This is a genomic window from Brucella sp. 22210 (assembly GCF_052045675.1).
Taxonomy (GTDB): Bacteria; Pseudomonadota; Alphaproteobacteria; order Rhizobiales; family Rhizobiaceae; genus Brucella.
This window is the reverse complement of record NZ_JBQEPD010000003.1, coordinates 125,365-142,495: the sequence shown is the minus strand read 5'-3', so window position 1 is coordinate 142,495 and position 17,131 is coordinate 125,365. Positions and strand designations below refer to the sequence as shown.

Genomic DNA, 17,131 nt, shown 5'->3' with positions numbered 1-17,131 from the left:
GTGTCAAATCCAGCTGAAAAACATGAAGGCGGCGATGCAATCGTCGCCTTCCACGATGTGAGCAAGGTCTATCCGAACGGCACCGTCGCGCTGCGCGACGTGTCGTTTTCGATCCGCGCCGGATCGATCCATGCCATTTGCGGTGAAAACGGCGCGGGAAAATCGACGCTCATGAAAATCCTGTTCGGCATCGAGAATGCCACGGCGGGAGAAATCGTCATCGATGGCCAGCATATTGCGTCCTGGTCGCCGGAAGATGCCGCGGCACAAGGCATCGGCATGGTGCATCAGCATTTCTCGCTGGTGCCGACGCTGACCGTGACGGAAAACATCATTCTCGGTCATGAGCCGGTGAAGGCCGGACTGATCGACCGTGTTGCCGCGCGCAAAATGGTCGATGACCTGATGCAGCAATATGATCTGCATGCCGACCCGGATGCGATCACGGGCGCGCTGTCCGTGGCTGCACAGCAGAAGGTCGAAATTTTGAAGGCGCTGGCGCGCCGCACCCGATTGCTGATCCTCGACGAGCCAACTGCCGTTCTCTCTCCGCCGGAGATTGAGGAATTGATGCGACGGCTGAAAAGCCTGCGCGACGACGGCATCACCATTCTTTTCATTTCGCACAAGCTGAACGAAGTGCGCGAGCTGGCGGAAAGCGTCACCGTGCTGCGCGCTGGCGCCGTTAGCGGCACGGAAAAGCTTGCCGATGTGCCGGACGACGCCATCATGCAGATGGTCATGGGCCATGCGGTCGACATTCCAAAACGCGCCCACAAGACCGGCCCGACCAGAACGGTCCTCGCCATGAATGGCGTGACGACCAAAGCGCCCGATCCTGCCGACCGCATCAACGATATCAACCTCACCATTGGCGCAGGCGAAATCGTCGGTGTTGCAGGTGTGGACGGCAGCGGCCAGCGCGGCCTCGTCTCCGTCCTGTCTGGTCTTGCCGAGGCTGCGACCGGCAGCATCAGCCTCAACGACGCGAATATGCTGCGCGCCGACACGGCGAGCTGGCGCAAAAAGGGCCTCGCCTATCTTCCCGCCGACCGCTTTTCGCAAGGCGGCGCGCCCGGCCTGTCGCTGGCGGAAAATGCAATCGCCGGAACCGATCACAATCCCGATACAGATAGAGGTCCTTTCCTGCGCTGGAACGCGATCAAGACGCGCGTGCAGGATATGATCAAGCGCTATTCGGTGCGGGCAGGCGCGATTACGGAGCGGCTCGATTCGCTTTCCGGCGGCAATGCGCAAAAACTGATTGCCGCACGTGAACTGGCAACCAATCCGAAATTTCTCATCGCCGATCAGCCAACACGCGGCATCGACGTTTCGGCGGCGGCTTTCCTGCATCGCCGCATTGACGAAGTGGCGCAAGGCGGCTGCGCGGTGCTGCTGGTCAGCGCCGATCTCGACGAATTGCTGCGCCTCAGCGACCGGGTTGTCGTGCTCTTCAACGGGCGCATCGTCGCTCATCTGGAAAACGGGCCCGACATCACGCCTGCGACGCTCGGCCCCTACATGCTCGGAACCAAGGTGGCTGCCTGATGCATAGAATTCTGGCTTCCCTCGTTCCCTTCTTCCTGACCGTGCTGGTCATCGCCGTCATCATGGCCGTGCTGCTGGTGCCGCTGGCGCTGATGCAGGACGACCCGGCGGCGATCCTGAAGACGTTTTTCCTCGGCCCCTTCGGCAGTATCCGCCACATGGGCAATATGGTGGAAGCAGCGACGCCGATCATGCTGACCGGCCTTGCCATCACCATCATGTTCCGCTCCGGCCTGTTCAATCTCGGTGCAGAAAGCGGCTTCTTTCTGGGCGCGCTCGGCGCGGTGACCGGCGCTGTGCTGATCCCGTCGCTCGGCTGGTTCTCGCTGCCTGTCGCCATTCTGTGCGGCGCGGTTGCGGGCAGCTTTGCCTGCACCATTCCGGCGGCACTGCGCTTGCGCTTTGGCGCATCGGAAATGGTGACGTCGCTGGTGCTGAACTACGCCTTTCTGTTTCTCGGCTTGTTCGTGCTCAATTACGTCATTCGCGACCCGGCTGCGGGCGGCATGATGTCGTTGAAAATTCCGCCCGAGGCGAAGCTTGACCGGCTGCTGGCGGGCACACGCCTCAACAGCGGCTCGATCATCGCCATTCTCGCCTGTATCGCAGGCGGTATCTGGCTCTACTGGACGCGTTCCGGCCTCAACATCCGCATTGCAGGCTCCAGCCCCGGCTTCGCCAATCATCTCGGCCTGCCGCTCAAGGGCATCATCATGCGGGCGCAGATCGTCGGCGGTCTGGTTGCGGGCATGGCAGGTGCGCTGGAAGTGCTGGGCCTGCATGCGCGCTTTTCTTGGCTCGATCTGCCGGGTTATGGCTGGACCGGTCTGGTCGTCGCCATTCTGGCGCGCGAAAATCCGTTCCTTCTGGTCCCGGCAGCCTTGTTCCTCGGTTTCGTTCAGGTCGGCGGCGATCTTCTCGCCCGCAACATGAATATCCCGACCGAAGTGGTGGGGCTGGTAACGGCGGCCATCATGGTGGGTTCGACGGCAAGCGTCATCCATAATCACCCGACCGTGCTGCGCGTGATCCGCAACTTGCGTAACCGCAAAGACGAACAGGCCCAGGAACGACAGATTGGAGAACACGCATGAGCACCGTTCTCGCCCAAATTCTCGATCCGTCCTTCATCGGCACGATCCTGCGCGTTTCGACGCCGCTTCTGCTGGCGGCGCTCGGCGTAATGATTTCCGACCGCGCCGGTGTTCTGAATATCGGCATGGAAGGCATGATGCTTGTGGCGGCGCTCATCGCCGTTCTGGCCAGTGCGGCAACAGGAAGTCCGGCCATCGGCCTTTTGGCCGCGTTGATTGCAGGCGCGCTTCTCGGATGGATCATGTCGGTTTCGGTCAACCGTCTCGGCACAGATCTCATCATGACCGGCATTGCGCTTAACATCGCGGCGGCAGCGGCAACAACACTCGGCCTTTATCTTGCCACTGGCGACAAAGGCATGTCGGGCGCGCTGAAAAGCGGCGCGCTGCCTAGCCTGCCAGTGCCTTTCATCGGCAATATCCATGTGCTGACCTTTGCTGCCCTTCTGGCCGTCCCGGCGGTCAGCCTGCTGATGATGCGCACCCGCTTCGGCCTGCATCTGCGCGCCACCGGTGTTGATCCCAAATCGGCACGGGCGGCGGGCATTCATGTCGGGCGTGTGCAGATGCAGGCACTGGTGCTTTCCGGCATTTTCGGTGGTGCGGCGGGTGCCTATCTCTCGCTTGGCTATGTGACCTGGTTTGCCCAGAACATGACCGCCGGTCGCGGCTTCATCGCGATTGCAGCCGAAGTGATGGGACAGGGAACTGCCTGGGGCACGCTTGCAGCAAGCCTTGTGCTGGCTGCTGCGGAATCGCTCGCCATCACGCTGCAAAGTCTCGGACTGCCATTCGAACTGATGCAGATGATCCCCTATCTCGTTCCGGTGGTCGTGCTGACGATCCATGCCGCCCGCAAGCAGCGGCGCGCACGGCAATTGAAGAACTCCTGAAATGCATGAAAATGAGAAGAACATGAAGGCTTGGGAACTGACCCGCGACCTGCTGCGCGACACCAAACCCGTGGTGCGCACCGCGGAAGAACAGACATGGGATGCGAGCGCCGTCATGAAGGCGCAGGACGATCTCATGGCCATGTTCTGGAAAAGCAATGTGCCCGGTTCGGCTGCACCTGAATGCCTGATGGCAGGCGCGCTGCAGTCACTCGAAAACAAGGGCTATGTGCTGGAGCCTTATGCAGAACTTCTGCGCGACGGGCTGACGGCGCTTGAGCGCGGCGATTTCGAAACGCTTTACCGCATCGACATGCGCCTGCGCGTGCTGATGCGGGCGGCACAGCCTGACCCGAACCATATCTCGCAGAAGACAGTGCGATACACCGCATGGGAGCAGTTCGACGCAGCCGTTCAATGGCCGGAGGATGTACTCTATGCTGTGCAATCCGACGATTTCCGCGACCGCACCGCAGCCGCATGGATGGCGCAGCTTGTGGGCGCGGCAGCTGGAACCGCACTCGAAGGCTACACGGCTGAAAACATCATGGAAGTGTTCGGCCCGATCCGCGATTATGTGCGCGAACCGAACACCTATAATGACGACATCACGTTTGAAATCGCCTTTCTGGAAGCCTTTGGCGATAAGGGTTCCGCCGTCACCAGCCGCGATATTGCCGAACGCTGGACTTCACTGATCCCGCTTGGCTGGTCGGCGGAAGCCATAGCGCTTTCCAATATGCGCCGTGGCATGACGCCGCCGGAAACCGGCACGTCCGACAATCCGTTTGATGAATGGATCGGCGCGCAGATGCGCGGCACTATTTGCGGCATGGTTGTGCCCGGTCGCGCCCGCGAAGCCGCACGGCTTGCCTGGATGGACGCGGAGATTTCCCATGCCGGTAACGGCATTCTGGGTGAGGTGTTCAACGCCGTCATGGCGGCCCGCGCTTTTGCCGTAAAAGACACACGCGAACTGCTTGTCTCGACGATAAAGCTGTTCTCAACCGAAACGGAATATGGCGCGGTTCTGGCCTTCGCGCTCGATGCCTGCCATTCCGCAGCCAGTTGGCAGGATGCATGGGCGAAATGCGATGCAGAATATGCCGAGTATAACTGGATTCACGTCTATCCGAATGCGGCGGCACAGGTCATCGCATTGTGGTTCGGCGAAGGCGATTTCGACCGCACGCTCGAAATCGTGTGCGGCATTGGTCATGACGTCGACTGCAACGCTGCGCAGATCCTGAGCATGATCGCCATCCAGCACGGCCCTCGTATCATCGCAGAGCGTTGGTCGAAGCCGCTGCTGGCCGACGACATCGTCACCTATATGCGCCGCCCGGCGAAAATCTCTTTCGAAGCGCTTGTCGACCAGACGGTCGATGCAGCGCGCAACGCAGTTTAAATCTTTTCACGCTTTTCCGAACGCAAAACCGCTTCACACTTTTGCTGGAAAAGCTTTAACGCAGGAAACCTATCATGGCCCGTAAAATCATTATCGATACCGATCCCGGTCAGGACGATGCCGTCGCCATTCTGCTGGCCTTGGCAAGCCCGGAACTGGACATTCTCGGCATTACCGCCGTCGCAGGTAACGGGCCGCTGGCCCGCACGGAAATCAACGCGCGCACCATCTGCGAAGTGGCAAAGAAGCCGGATACCAAGGTGTTTGCAGGCTCCATCCGCCCGCTGGTGCGCCCGCTTGTGACCGCCGAAAACGTGCATGGCAAAACCGGCCTCGACGGTTATGACCTGCCCAAGCCGACCATGCCGCTGCAAGCGCAGCACGGCGTTGACTTCATCATCGAAACGCTGATGAAGGAAGAACCGGGCACCGTCACGCTTTGCCCGCTTGGACCGCTCACCAACATTGCCTCCGCGCTGATCCGCGAACCGAAGATCGCCGAGCGCGTCAAGGAAATCGTGCTGATGGGCGGCGGCTATTTCGAAGGCGGCAACATCACGCCTTCGGCTGAGTTCAACATCTATGTCGATCCGCATGCCGCAGCGGTTGTGTTCAAATCCGGCATCCAGATCACCATGTTGCCGCTCGATGTCACCCACAAGGTGCTGACCACTGAGAAGCGCATTGCCGCCATTCGCGGTCTCGGCACCCATGTCGGCGAAGTAGTCGCAGCATGGCTCGAATTCTTCGAGCGCTATGACGAAGCGAAATACGGCACCGATGGCGGCCCGCTGCATGATCCGAATGTCATCGCCTATCTGCTGAAGCCGGAGCTTTATTCCGGTCGTCATTGCAATGTGGAAATCGAGATCAATTCGGAACTGACCATCGGCGAAACGGTTGTCGACTGGTGGGAAGTGACCGACCGCCCGAAGAACGCATTCTTCATCAAGGATGTCGATGCGGATGGTTTCTTCGCCCTTCTGACGGAACGTCTGGCGACGCTCTGATCCCTCGTTAAAATGAAATAAGCCGCGCTGGTACAGCCAGCGCGGCTTATTTATTTGCAACGAAAACTTAGGCGCTGGCGATCAGTGCGTCCACTTCGCTTGCAGTCGGCGCAGCCGCGCCTGCACCTGCCCGTGTGACCGCAATCGCACCCGAGGCGGACGCAAAGCGCACGCAGTCATGCAGCGATTTTCCTGCCGCATAAGCGACCGCGAAACCGCCATTGAAACTGTCGCCTGCCGCGACCGTATCTACGACCTTGACCTTGAACGGCTCGAAATGCCTGACCTCGTCTGCGGTTACCAGCAGCCCCCCGCGACTGCCAAGTTTGAGGATGACGGTTTTGGGGCCGCGTTCCAGAAGGTTGCGGGCTGCCGCTTCTGCCGAGGCCAGATCGGTCGGCTCAATACCGGTGATTTCTGCGGCCTCGGTCTCGTTCGGCGAGATGATGTCGCAAAGCGCAATCAGATCCGCCATGCGGCTGGCATCGCCAACCGGAGCCGGGTCGAACAGCACCTGACCGCCTGAAGCACGCACGGCTTTCGCAACCGCCAGATTGGCCTCGTGCGGCACTTCGCGCTGCAACAACGTGATCTTCGCTTTGGCAATGTCAGCGGCATGGGCGTCGATATCGGTTGCCGACCAATGCGCATTGGCCCCCGCGCAAACGGCAATCGTGTTCTGGCCCGCCTCATCGACCTGAATGATCGCCATGCCTGTCTCGACACCGCTGGTCACGCGCACGCCGTTGGTGTTGAGACCGAATTCCTGCATCTGCTTGACGGCAAGATCGCCGAAGGCGTCATTGCCGACTGCGCCGACGAAGCGCACATCGCCGCCGAGCTTGGCGACAGCCACAGCCTGATTGGCACCCTTACCACCGAGACCGATCCCGTAGCCCGATGCATTCACCGTCTGCCCCGGACGCGGCAACGCCGCCATTCGCGCACTGACATCCACATTCACACTGCCGAAAATGAAAATCCTCAACGGCTTCCTCCATAGAAGTTTTGCTGCACCATAGTGCATTTCCAACAAAAGTGCGAAGCGGTTTTGTGTCGGATAACACGCAAAAACAAAGAGATAGAGCCGTTTCAGCAAAAACTGCCGCCCCAGCAATCGAACCATCCACAGTCACGCACCTGTCATCGCCCAGGGGTAGCCTTCGCGGGCCCCAAGACACGAGCCAATTCTGGCAGGAGACTGACATGATAACCCGTCGTAATGTTCTGATGGCGAGTGCCGTCGGCACGCTGGCTATACCATTTGCCGGCTTCGCCATCACCAGCGCAAGCGCCCAATCGGGCCCGCTGTTTCGCTTCGGCGTCGTTGCTGACCCACAATACGCGCCAGTCGTGCCAAACTTGCAGATGAACCGCTATTATTCCAACAGCCTATGGAAGCTTTCAGAGGCTATCGAAGCCTTCAACAAGGAAGACCTGCAATTTGTGGTGACACTGGGCGATATTATTGATCGTCACTGGGAGAGCTTCAACCATGTCCTGCCGCTTTACGACAAGCTTGATCACGACCATTTCTTTCTGCTTGGAAACCACGATTTTGGTGTTGCGTCCGAATATCTGACTTCCGTTATCCGCACCGTCGGCATGCAGGACGCTTATTACGATTTTACCGGCGGCGGCTATCGCTTCATCGTTCTGGATGGCAACGATGTCAGCCTTTTCGCTCCGCCAAAAAACGATCCGCGTCGCGAAATCGCAGCCCAGCGGCTGGAAGCTCTAAAGGCTAAAAATGCGCCCAACGCCCAGAGCTGGAACGGCTCACTCAGTGACCAACAATTTGCATGGCTGGGCGACACCATGAAAAAGGCGCAGACCGCCGGTGAGAAAGTGATCGTTATGGGACACTATCCGGTCTTTCCGGCCAACGAGCACAATATGTGGGACTCCGAACGGGTCGTGGAGCTTCTCACCGGCTTCGACAATTTCGTTGCCTATTTCAATGGTCATAACCATGCCGGCAATTACGGTGAGGTGAACGGCAAGCACTTCCTCAACTTCAAGGGCATGGTCGATACCCCTGCGGAAACGGCCTATTCCGTGGTGGAAGTCCATGCGGACCCTTAAAATCTGACCATCCGTTGATGTACCCCCCCCAAAAAAAAGCCGCGAGATTATCTCGCGGCTTTTCTTCAATCACGGATCAACCGACTTATTCGGCTTTCAGGAATTCGCCGACTTCCAGCAGCACGAACTCATTGTCATCGACCTTGTCGAGCGAACGGCCTGCCGAGAACGGCAGATTATTGTCGTTGCCGACGATGATATGGGTATCGTCCACGCGGTCGACATTCTCGATCGTCACGAACGGCATGTCGTAAATAGCGTCATGGCCACCCTGACGGCGCTTGTTGTCCGGGTCTGCAATCGTCAGCAGATCGATATAGCCGATCTTGCGCACTTCCTTGCCGACATTGCTGTCATCGAAAGAAATCTTGTAGATGCGCTTGACCTTGGACGGCACATCGAAGCAATCCGGCTGCGGCTTCTTCGGATCGGCGCAGGCCTTTTCAGCAACGCCTGCACCATTATCACGCTCGATGACAAGCCCCGTGCTGGCGTCCAGCATGTTGAAGTCGCCAATCGCTTCGCCACCATCGGCAAGAGGATAGAGCCACGAACGGCCCGTCCACTTCTTGTCGGCGATGCTGAACTCGATGATGCGCAGACCAGTCTTGCCGCTTTCGGTCTTTTCCGGTGCGCCATCGACGAAAAGCGGACCTTCGAGAAGACCGTAGAGCTTCGAGCCGTCTTTCGACATGGCAAGGCCTTCAAAGCCGCCAGAACGCTTCAGATTGTAAACCGGAAGCTTGAGGCTCGGATTGGCAGGCAAAGCGAGCTTTGGATTATCCGGCGAGACGACTTGCGTTTCACCGACCTGCGTTGAAAACACGTCGGTCAGCTTACCGTCAGTATCAAACTTCAGCAGGAACGGACCGAATTCCTCGCCCACCCAGAAGCCATCCGCCACGGGCTGGATCGATTCCACGTCGAAATCCGCGCCAGTCAGGTATCGTTTTTCCGCGCCTTCCATGACAATCGGGAATGGTGCTTTCTTGTCCGGGTCGCTGAGGAACAGAGTCTTCAAGCGCTCGACCTTACCGTTGTCCCAGTCGAACTTGACATTGTGCAGCATCAGCATGGCGTCGGGCGAATTGAACTTCGTGCCGAAACCATTGTCCGACAGCGTCCAGAAGCTGCCGTCTTCCATGGTCTTGATGCCCGAAAAGCCCTGCACAGGCTGGCCGTCGAATGGCAGTGAAAGACCGGTCTTGCGCACGCCATCCTTGCCTTCAATCGTACCGATGCCTTCCGCGCGCTTGCGGTCCGCGGTCGTGAACTTGCCGGAAGTCTTCAAATGCTCTGCCGCATCGTCCGGTGCTGCAATGACCGTGTTGGCTGGCAGGATTGCATGGGCCTTCAGCGTGGCCGGAAATGCTTTTTCCTCCGCAGACGCCGGAACAATGGTGAAAGCCAGAAGGCTGGCGAGAATGGTTGACGTGCCGAAATACCGATGCATGGAATGTCCCCGTTCCGAGTTAGAGCACGTCCCGAAAAGTGCGAAGCGGCTTTCGGATGAGGCGTGCTAAAAAGTAAAAAGCGAGAGCGGTTAAGTCGATTTTACCCTCACGGAAACCGCTTAAGCCTGCGGCATAGGTAAGCACGCTTCGTGACACGTGCTTGACTGTCCAATGAAGCTTTGAAGACTGCCACTGACAAAGCGCGGGAAAACCGAACTTCGGTGATTTGGAATATTTTTCCTCTATTCTGCGGACAACTATGACGCTAGTTTCCTTTGTGGTTGTGTGAGGGAAAAAATGACCGACAATTCGTCCGTTCGTCGCAATATTCTTATCCTGACGATGGCGCAGGCGCTCGGCGCGTCCAGTCCGCCTATCGTCATCTCGCTCGGCGGCCTTGTCGGGCAGAAATTGTCGTCCGATCCGGCCCTCGTCACTCTGCCCGTCAGCCTGTTCAATCTGGGACTGGCACTCGGCACTTTGCCCGCCGCGTTCCTGATGCGGCAGCTCGGACGGCGCAATGCCTATATGATTGGCGCGCTTGTCGGCGCGACGGCGGGGCTTGTCGCAGCCGTTGGCATCTTCTCCGCATCATTCCTGATCTTCTGCCTTGGCACGCTGACAGCAGGTCTCTATGCCGCCTATGTGCAGAGCTATCGCTTCGCCGCCGCAGACACCGCCAGCGGCGGTATGAAGGCCAAGGCAATTTCCTATGTGATGGTTGGCGGACTCATCGCCGCAATCGTCGGACCGCAGCTGGTGATCTGGACCCGCGACACGATTCCCGACGCCATGTTCGCTGGCAGTTTCCTCAGCCAGGCGGTGCTGGGCCTCATCGCATTGCCGGTACTGTCCCTGCTGCGCGCGCCCAAGACTGTCAAAGCGGCCAATGCCAGCAATGACACCGGAAGACCTCTGATCGAAATTCTAAAAATGCCGCGCTTCATCCTGTCGGTGGCGGCAGGCGTCTGCTCCTATGCCCTGATGACATTCGTGATGACGGCGGCACCTATCGCCATGGTCGGCCACGGTCATTCGGTCGATCACGCAGCGCTTGGCATTCAATGGCATGTGCTCGCCATGTTCGGACCAAGCTTTTTCACCGGCAAGCTGATTGCCCGCTACAGCAAGGAAAAGATCACAGCACTCGGTCTGGTCCTGATCGCCGGGGCAGCTGCCGTTGCACTCGGCGGCTTCGATGTCGGTCATTTCTGGATGGCGCTGATCCTGCTTGGCATCGGCTGGAATTTCGGCTTCATCGGCGCCACGGCGATGGTCACCGACTGCCACACGCCAGCCGAGCGCGGCAAGGCGCAGGGCGCCAATGATTTCATCATGTTCGGCACGGTTGCCTGTGCATCGTTCTTTGCAGGATCGCTGCTGCATGCTTCCGGATGGGAAACCATCAACTGGCTGGTTTTCCCAACTGTTGCACTGGTGCTCGTGCCGCTTATCCTGCGCCTGAAGCCGAAGGTCGTGACACAATAGCCAGCTTTACAAATAAGCACGCTATCGTGACTTGGACTTAGTTTCGCCAGAAGCTATCTGTTTTACTGAAGAGCACCGATCCGATTCCGTTGGGTCGGTGCTCTGTCTTTCTTTTCTGAAGCTATGATGCAACGCCGTATATTCAGGTTCTTGAGTGCCGGACGAACCGCTGGAACGAGACAATGATCAACGATCTGACCGACGAAATGTTCTGGCTGTTCACCATCGGTGTCTGCATTCTGTTCATTATCCGCCTGCTGTCGCCGCCACCGGCGATGCGCAGCAAAACATCCGGTCAGCCGCTGCCGCGCCCACGCTGGCGCTCGCGTCGCCGCGCTTTCCGTGAGCGCTGGATGGCGCGCAGCAAAGCCGAACGGCCTTAAAAGGCGGAAGACGTCTCAACGCATAAAGATGAGCGCCATGCCGACGACGGCAAAAGCCGCGCCAAGCCACGCGCCCGCGGCTGGGCGCTCGCCCGTCCTGAGCCAGAGCAGCGGCAAGATGATGACAGGGGTTGTGGCCGATATGGTCGAGACAATGCCCGCTTTGCCGCCCGACAAGGCGAAAAGCAGCAAAGTCATGCCGATGCCGAGCGACAGAAAACCGGTCAGCGCCGTCATCGCCCCAACCCGCCAGTTGAGCGGATTACGCGGCTTCACGGCAGCGAAGGGCAACTGCATCAGAATAGACAGACATATCGCGGCAGTGCCAACGCGCAACATGGACCCGACAAACGGGTCAATGCCCGTTTCCATCACCGGACGCGCAATGATCGAGCCGATTGCCTGACCGAGCGCGGACAACAAGCCAAGGCCGATGCCCGCCCATAGCGATCCCTTGATCGTTTCCCATGGATGCAGCTGCGTTGCGCGCTTGCCGAAGAAAATCGCCAGCGACACCCCGAAAACTGTGATGACAATGCCGAGCACAGCGGTCAGCGACAGGGTTTCGCCCAGCACCAGCCAGCCGAGCAGTGCCGTCATTGGCGCATTCATGGCGAAGAGAATGCCGGAGCGTCGCGGCCCAAGCCTGTTCAGCGTAATGAAGAGCAGAGTATCGCCCAGGAAAATGCCGATGAAACCGGAAAGCATCAGGGGCAAGACAACATCGCCGCTTAGCTGCTGCCATTTTCCAGTCGCGATGACATAGATGGCAAGCAGGCTCGTGACAAACACCTGCCGCACGCGATTGAAGGCAAGCGCCCCCAGATGACCGGCTGGCCAGGCGGAGATGAGGCCCGTCAGTGCCCAGCACGTTGCTGCGCCAGCGGCAGCCAGCTCATAGATCGGCATGTTATTCCTGCAATTTTCCCAAATCCGGCATTTGATGCGCCACTCCTCCGGCGCGCCAAACACTATGCCGCTTTCTATCGGGGCAGGAAAATGCCGTCTATTTCATTCTCGTGAACTGGCTATCACGGAAATCGAACGGTCCGTCACTGGTTAGAACCGGTAGGTCACGCCCAGAACAGGACCGTTGAGGCGTGAATCGAACACATAGCCGTCACGGTCGTAATCGACATGCAGCGCCTTATAACCTGCCGAAACCGACAGGTGATCTGTGAGCACATAATTGACCGTTCCAAGCACCGACCAGGTCAATTCAGAACCTGCGCCAAATCCGCCAATATCCGCCTGCGCCTGCAAGGAAAGCTTGTCCGTCAGACGCAAAAGCGCCCGCGTGCCCACCAACGGATCGACCCAGTTGAAGCTTTCGCCATAGCTGCGCGACAGGCCGAGTGCGCTGACCGTCACATCGTTGGAAATGTGCCAGAAGCGGATGCCGCCCAGCGCATCAAGGGTGAATTTCGGTGTGTCGACAACGCGATAGCCGGCTTGCAGCGTGGCCATGAACTGCTTGCTGTCCACATCGCCCTTGACGACAGTGCCCGATGGAATGGCGATCGGCAGCGGCGGCAGGTTGCCATAGGCATGGCTTTCTGTGGTATCGACATACATCATGTCGCCCGAGACGACGAAACGGTCGTAGCGGCCCCAGACATTGACGAAGCCGCTGAAATTGAGATCGCTCAACACATCGGAAAAGGACTTTTCGACGCCGATGGTCGGTGCGCGCTGGAAGGGCGAAATGTCTCCCTTGAGACCGGCTGCCCAGACATAGGGCGTGATTTGCAAGGCCCAGCGCTGGCTCTCCACGACAGAAGGCGCTTCCGGCGGAACGACAACCGCGTCGGCAGCACTTGCGGCCTGCGCGCCGCAAAGGGACATGACAACGGCAACAGCATACGTGTTCAGTCTATTCAAAATGCGTCCCTCAAGCTGAAAGCGTGTTCTTGTGAATGCGCCCATCCTTCATGATGAGCTTCATGGTGCGGTCCGGATCGGCAATCAATGAAATATCTTCAAGCGGATTGCCATCCAGCACGAGAATATCGGCATAGGCCCCGGCTTCAATACGACCGAGCTTTGCCGGGTAAGGATTGCGCGGCCCCGACAGCGCGACCAGATCGGCATTGCCGCTGGTCAGCATGCGCAGCACTTCCGCATTGTCATACCAGCGCGCAAATTTCGCGAGTTGCTTGCCCTGCGTCGCCGTGCCCTTCGGGCTGAACAGAATATCGGTTCCGAGCGCCATCTTGACCTTGTACTGACGGCCAAGCTCGATGGCCCGCACAGTACCGTCGGAGATCTGCTGCTGTTGCTGGCGCTGCACCGGATCGGACTTCGGATTGGCATCCTCGTCAGCGAGAAATGGCTGGATGCTCCACCAGGCATCGGCATCGGCCATGCGCTTGACGGTTTCCTCATCGGCAAGCTGGCCGTGCTCGATGGATTTCACACCGCAATCCAGCGCACGTTGAATACCGGCAGATGTGTAGGTGTGGATGCAGACATAGGTGCCCCAGTCGGAGGCAGCGGCAACAGCCGCCTTCGTCTCGGCCTCGGTGAACTGGATGCCGTCAATCGGGTCGTAGGACGAAGAAACGCCGCCGCCGCCCATGATCTTGATCTGGCTTGCACCGAGCATCAGCTGCTCGCGCACGCGGCGCAGCACTTCCGCCTCGCCATCGGCAATGGCCGAAATGCCTGCCCGTTCTGCAACGCTCAGATCGCTCTGCGCGCTTCGCGGCAGATCGGTGCGCATGCGAAAATCACCATGACCGGAGGTTTGCGAAATCATCGCGCCCGATGGGTAAATGCGCGGGCCAACCACGCCGCCCTCGTCAATGACCCGCTTGAGCGCGAAAGACGGCCCGCCGACATCGCGGACCGTTGTGAAGCCGCGCAACACCGTGCGCTCCGCTTCCTGCGCAGCGACCAGATGCACATAGGGAATATCGGCCGTCATGGCCGCCAACTGCGAAATTCCGGCCAGAATGGAGTGCCAGTGCGCTTCGATCATGCCCGGCATCAGCGTGCGCCCGCCGCAATCGATAACGTCCGCGTCTGCGACCGTTTCCTGCACGCCGACCAGCGCCTTGATGAAATTTCCTTCCACCAGAACGTTCTGCCCCTCAATCAGCTTTGCGTCTGTGCCGTCGAAAATCTTCACATTGGTCAGGAGAACCGGCTTTGCCGGTGTTTTGGTCTGCGCCATCGCCGTGCCGCTCAGGCCGAGGGCCGAGACGGTGAGTGTGGCCGCGGCGGCCTTGAGCAAATTGCGACGCGACAGCTTCTTTTCCATCCGCGCCATCAGCTGCAAAGCCTGCGGGCTGTGGCAAGCGCAGCTCCATCCGTGAATGAGGTGTCCGTATTTTTGGCCAATCCGTATCGACAAGACACACCCCTTCTTTTCATTTGCGAACTATAGCACGCAGAAAGCTTCAGGAAGCCGAAGCGATAACTTTCATGTTAGAGGATTCTTCAATAAAAACATCCGGAATTTGCCGGTTTCATCCATTCGATGTATATATTTTCCATCCTGTGCATCGCGAAAAAATGTCGAACGAACCTCCCCGCCTTACCGCCGATTTGACTATTGAATTTGGAGTAAAAATTGCGCCGTGAACAAACTGTCCTTCAAGTCTCGATAGGCGTTACTCTCCTTGTCGCCGGTTTCGGCGTCGTATTCGGTCTTTTGTCCGGTTCATTCTCTATTGTATTCGACGGCGTCTACATGCTGGCCGACGCGGCCATGAGCGGGCTGGCGCTCATCGTATCGCGGCTGATTGCGCTTTCCGCCTTGCCGGAGCGGACCAACCGCAAATTGCGCGAACGTTTCACCATGGGTTTCTGGCATCTGGAACCGATGGTACTCGGCCTCAACGGCATCATGCTGACCGGCGTTGCAATCTATGCCCTCATCAATGCGATCGCCATAATCATGCAAGGCGGTCGCCATCTCGAATTCACCTATGCCATTTTCTATGCCGTGGTGGCATTGATTGCCTGCCTCGGCATGGCCTGGTTTGAAATGCGCGCCAATCGCAACATCAAATCGGATTTCGTGGCGCTGGACGCCAAGGCATGGATCATGTCTGGCGGCATTACCGCCGCGCTGTTGATCGCCTTCCTGATCGGCTATCTCGTCGAAGGAACGGAGCTTGGTTGGATAGCGCCCTATATCGATCCGACCGCGCTGGCCGTGGTCTGTCTCGTCATCATCCCCATGCCCATCGGCACGATCAAACAGGCGCTGGCCGACATTTTTCTGGTCACGCCTGCGGATCTCAAACAGCATGTCGACAGCGTGGCGCAGGACATTGTGAAGCGCCATGGCTTCGTGTCCTATCGCGCTTATGTTGCGAAAGTCGGTCGCGGCAAGCAGATCGAACTTTACTTCATCGTCCCACCCAATCTGCCACCCCGGCGGCTGGAAGAATGGGACGCCTTGCGCGATGAAGTCGGTAATGCGCTGGGTGAAGAAAGCCCGGACCGTTGGCTGACCATCGCCTTCACCACCGATGTGGAATGGGCGGTGTAACAACTGCCTTATCCAGACAGCTTCTTCGCCTGAATTTTCTGCGATGAAGCCTCGACCGTCACATCATAGTGGTCGCCCTGCACAACATCGAGAATGCGGCTGGGACGAAAGGCGGCGATGTTGATGCCGCCCTCATGGCGCAGGCTGTCAAACAGGATGCCGTCTTCTCCAGCGGCGCGCATTGCCTCCCCGAATTGCTGCGATGCGCCGTAATCGCCGGACGCATAGACGTCCGGCCTTGCCGTCTGCTCGCCGCATATATCGACGAAATCGCCTTCTAGACGCGCGCTATAGACACGGAATGTCCGGGAAAGTGTCGCCCGCCCCGTGGCGACCGCTTCGCGGCGCATATGATGCGCGACTTCCACGACGGAGGTGGTGAGGCTTGCAGCGGCATACCACGCGCCAAGCTCTGGCCCGTTGAACCGCATGCCGCCGGGCGCAACATGCAGGAATGTCGCCATGACGATGCTGGAATTCGGCCTGCCGAACACCCATTCCTCCTGCGGCAGCCTTTGCAGTCGCTCGACCAGAAGCCGGTCATTGGTCCAGCCCGCCAGTTCCATGACGGCTTCCAGATCGGCAGCGGTTGCCACCGTGTCGAAAAGTCCGACAGGAGGAAAACGCGACGGAATAAGTCGGTAGCCTGGATGCGGGGCCGGGTTGCGCCTCACGAGAACACCACGTCGGAATCGCGATAAGGGGTGAAGGCGCTGTCGATTTCATTCGGCTCCATGAAGTGGCCGCCACGCGCCGCATCGAGAAACCGCCGCACAGTCAGCAATCCATCCTGCGTACCGCCTGTGACCAGCCTCAGCGGCGCAAGACCGCCAAACACCGTTGCGCGATTGGGCGTCGTCAGCCAGCGCACGCCCGCCATCTCATCGGAATAGAGAACACCCAGCGCCTGATGAATGCCGAGCACGGCGGACAGGCGCGTCAGCACATCAACATCCAGCGTGATATCGCGATGCTCGCGCACGGCTTTGACCCAGTTGTAATAGGTTGAGCGGGATGGAAGACCCAGCACCAGCAGACGCTGCTGCTCGTCCAGCCCCCAGAGATCGGCAATGGCGAGAAAGGTGCGCAGACCGGGAGCGCTCAGCCGCTTGCGCGACAATGGCTTGAAACGGCCCGGATCGAGAACATCGGGTCCTTTTTCAATCCCTGTCTTTAACATCGCCGCGTTCCGAGCCATGACCTTCTCCATTCGTCCAGAATGGAATATAGTCCAAATTTGGACTTTTACAACCCGGTATGAGAG

16 protein-coding genes are annotated in these 17,131 nt (G+C 58.8%); 9 read left to right on the top strand and 7 right to left on the bottom strand.

Annotation, left to right across the window (positions count from 1 at the left end; genetic code table 11):
• The 5 genes from ACTJKP_RS05610 to ACTJKP_RS05590 all read left to right on the top strand — a co-directional run bounded on the left by ACTJKP_RS05610 (position 1) and on the right by ACTJKP_RS05590 (position 5,956).
• The gene (locus ACTJKP_RS05610; protein ID WP_440629971.1) at positions 1-1,551 is read left to right on the top strand and encodes an ABC transporter ATP-binding protein; all 1,551 of its coding nucleotides are present in this window, start codon (positions 1-3) and stop codon (positions 1,549-1,551) included.
• Positions 1,551-2,645 (top strand): ABC transporter permease, encoded by a 1,095-nt coding sequence (locus ACTJKP_RS05605; protein ID WP_440629970.1) that lies wholly within the window; start codon positions 1,551-1,553, stop codon positions 2,643-2,645. Before ACTJKP_RS05610 ends, ACTJKP_RS05605 begins: the two co-directional genes overlap by 1 nt.
• Complete coding sequence (locus ACTJKP_RS05600; RefSeq protein WP_151588842.1) at positions 2,642-3,538, top strand: ABC transporter permease; 897 nt, start codon at positions 2,642-2,644, stop codon at positions 3,536-3,538. Before ACTJKP_RS05605 ends, ACTJKP_RS05600 begins: the two co-directional genes overlap by 4 nt.
• A 22-nt stretch (positions 3,539-3,560) precedes the next feature.
• A complete protein-coding gene (locus tag ACTJKP_RS05595) occupies positions 3,561-4,946 on the top strand; it encodes an ADP-ribosylglycohydrolase family protein (RefSeq protein WP_440629969.1) in 1,386 nt (461 codons plus the stop codon).
• A 74-nt stretch (positions 4,947-5,020) separates the two neighbouring features.
• Entirely contained in the window at positions 5,021-5,956 is a 936-nt protein-coding gene (locus ACTJKP_RS05590) for a nucleoside hydrolase (RefSeq protein WP_440629968.1), read from the top strand.
• Positions 5,957-6,023: 67 nt separating this feature from the next.
• Here the strand turns inward: ACTJKP_RS05590 and rbsK are convergent, their stop codons facing one another.
• Positions 6,024-6,983 carry a ribokinase gene (gene rbsK / locus ACTJKP_RS05585; RefSeq protein ID WP_440630132.1) on the bottom strand — a complete coding sequence of 320 codons (960 nt, stop codon included), beginning with the start codon at positions 6,981-6,983 and terminating at the stop codon, positions 6,024-6,026.
• Between the two features lie 203 nt (positions 6,984-7,186).
• On the opposite strand from rbsK, the gene ACTJKP_RS05580 reads away from it, so the two are divergent.
• Positions 7,187-8,041, top strand: a complete 855-nt coding sequence (locus tag ACTJKP_RS05580) for a metallophosphoesterase (protein WP_440630131.1) — start codon at positions 7,187-7,189, stop codon at positions 8,039-8,041.
• Positions 8,042-8,126: 85 nt separating this feature from the next.
• Here the strand turns inward: ACTJKP_RS05580 and ACTJKP_RS05575 are convergent, their stop codons facing one another.
• Positions 8,127-9,494, bottom strand: a complete 1,368-nt coding sequence (locus ACTJKP_RS05575; protein ID WP_440629967.1) for an esterase-like activity of phytase family protein — start codon at positions 9,492-9,494, stop codon at positions 8,127-8,129.
• Positions 9,495-9,792: 298 nt separating this feature from the next.
• Here ACTJKP_RS05575 and ACTJKP_RS05570 point away from each other — a divergent pair, with 298 nt between their 5' ends.
• Entirely contained in the window at positions 9,793-10,983 is a 1,191-nt protein-coding gene (locus ACTJKP_RS05570; protein WP_440629966.1) for an MFS transporter, read from the top strand.
• A gap of 182 nt (positions 10,984-11,165) precedes the next feature.
• On the top strand, positions 11,166-11,366 hold the full coding sequence (locus tag ACTJKP_RS05565; RefSeq protein ID WP_078339015.1) for a hypothetical protein: 201 nt from the start codon (positions 11,166-11,168) through the stop codon (positions 11,364-11,366).
• 15 nt (positions 11,367-11,381) lie between these two features.
• Here the strand turns inward: ACTJKP_RS05565 and ACTJKP_RS05560 are convergent, their stop codons facing one another.
• The 3 genes from ACTJKP_RS05560 to ACTJKP_RS05550 form a co-directional block, all read right to left on the bottom strand.
• Positions 11,382-12,275 (bottom strand): DMT family transporter, encoded by an 894-nt coding sequence (locus ACTJKP_RS05560; RefSeq protein WP_138783431.1) that lies wholly within the window; start codon positions 12,273-12,275, stop codon positions 11,382-11,384.
• A 150-nt stretch (positions 12,276-12,425) separates the two neighbouring features.
• Entirely contained in the window at positions 12,426-13,211 is a 786-nt protein-coding gene (locus tag ACTJKP_RS05555) for a hypothetical protein (RefSeq protein ID WP_440630130.1), read from the bottom strand.
• A gap of 46 nt (positions 13,212-13,257) precedes the next feature.
• Positions 13,258-14,721 (bottom strand): amidohydrolase family protein, encoded by a 1,464-nt coding sequence (locus tag ACTJKP_RS05550; RefSeq protein WP_440629965.1) that lies wholly within the window; start codon positions 14,719-14,721, stop codon positions 13,258-13,260.
• 219 nt (positions 14,722-14,940) lie between these two features.
• Between ACTJKP_RS05550 and ACTJKP_RS05545 the strand changes: the two genes are divergently transcribed.
• Positions 14,941-15,867: a cation diffusion facilitator family transporter gene (locus ACTJKP_RS05545; RefSeq protein WP_078339017.1), complete on the top strand. Its 927-nt coding sequence runs from the start codon at positions 14,941-14,943 to the stop codon at positions 15,865-15,867.
• Between the two features lie 8 nt (positions 15,868-15,875).
• On the opposite strand, the gene ACTJKP_RS05540 is transcribed toward ACTJKP_RS05545, so the two are convergent.
• Both ACTJKP_RS05540 and ACTJKP_RS05535 read right to left on the bottom strand, forming a co-directional pair.
• Positions 15,876-16,541 carry an RES family NAD+ phosphorylase gene (locus tag ACTJKP_RS05540; RefSeq protein WP_440629964.1) on the bottom strand — a complete coding sequence of 222 codons (666 nt, stop codon included), beginning with the start codon at positions 16,539-16,541 and terminating at the stop codon, positions 15,876-15,878.
• Positions 16,538-17,065, bottom strand: coding sequence for an MbcA/ParS/Xre antitoxin family protein (locus ACTJKP_RS05535; RefSeq protein WP_440629963.1), 528 nt, complete (start codon positions 17,063-17,065; stop codon positions 16,538-16,540). Before ACTJKP_RS05535 ends, ACTJKP_RS05540 begins: the two co-directional genes overlap by 4 nt.
• Between the last annotated feature and the right edge of the window lie 66 nt (positions 17,066-17,131).

Coding starts and splice junctions, on each gene's coding strand:
- ACTJKP_RS05605 (WP_440629970.1), top strand. CDS start 1,551: ATGCATAGAATTCTGGCTTCCCTCGTTCCCTTCTTCCTGACCGTGCTG.
- ACTJKP_RS05600 (WP_151588842.1), top strand. CDS start 2,642: ATGAGCACCGTTCTCGCCCAAATTCTCGATCCGTCCTTCATCGGCACG.
- ACTJKP_RS05595 (WP_440629969.1), top strand. CDS start 3,561: ATGAAGGCTTGGGAACTGACCCGCGACCTGCTGCGCGACACCAAACCC.
- ACTJKP_RS05590 (WP_440629968.1), top strand. CDS start 5,021: ATGGCCCGTAAAATCATTATCGATACCGATCCCGGTCAGGACGATGCC.
- rbsK (WP_440630132.1), bottom strand. CDS start 6,983: ATGCACTATGGTGCAGCAAAACTTCTATGGAGGAAGCCGTTGAGGATT.
- ACTJKP_RS05580 (WP_440630131.1), top strand. CDS start 7,187: ATGGCGAGTGCCGTCGGCACGCTGGCTATACCATTTGCCGGCTTCGCC.
- ACTJKP_RS05575 (WP_440629967.1), bottom strand. CDS start 9,494: ATGCATCGGTATTTCGGCACGTCAACCATTCTCGCCAGCCTTCTGGCT.
- ACTJKP_RS05570 (WP_440629966.1), top strand. CDS start 9,793: ATGACCGACAATTCGTCCGTTCGTCGCAATATTCTTATCCTGACGATG.
- ACTJKP_RS05565 (WP_078339015.1), top strand. CDS start 11,166: ATGATCAACGATCTGACCGACGAAATGTTCTGGCTGTTCACCATCGGT.
- ACTJKP_RS05560 (WP_138783431.1), bottom strand. CDS start 12,275: ATGCCGATCTATGAGCTGGCTGCCGCTGGCGCAGCAACGTGCTGGGCA.
- ACTJKP_RS05555 (WP_440630130.1), bottom strand. CDS start 13,211: ATGTCCCTTTGCGGCGCGCAGGCCGCAAGTGCTGCCGACGCGGTTGTC.
- ACTJKP_RS05535 (WP_440629963.1), bottom strand. CDS start 17,065: ATGGCTCGGAACGCGGCGATGTTAAAGACAGGGATTGAAAAAGGACCC.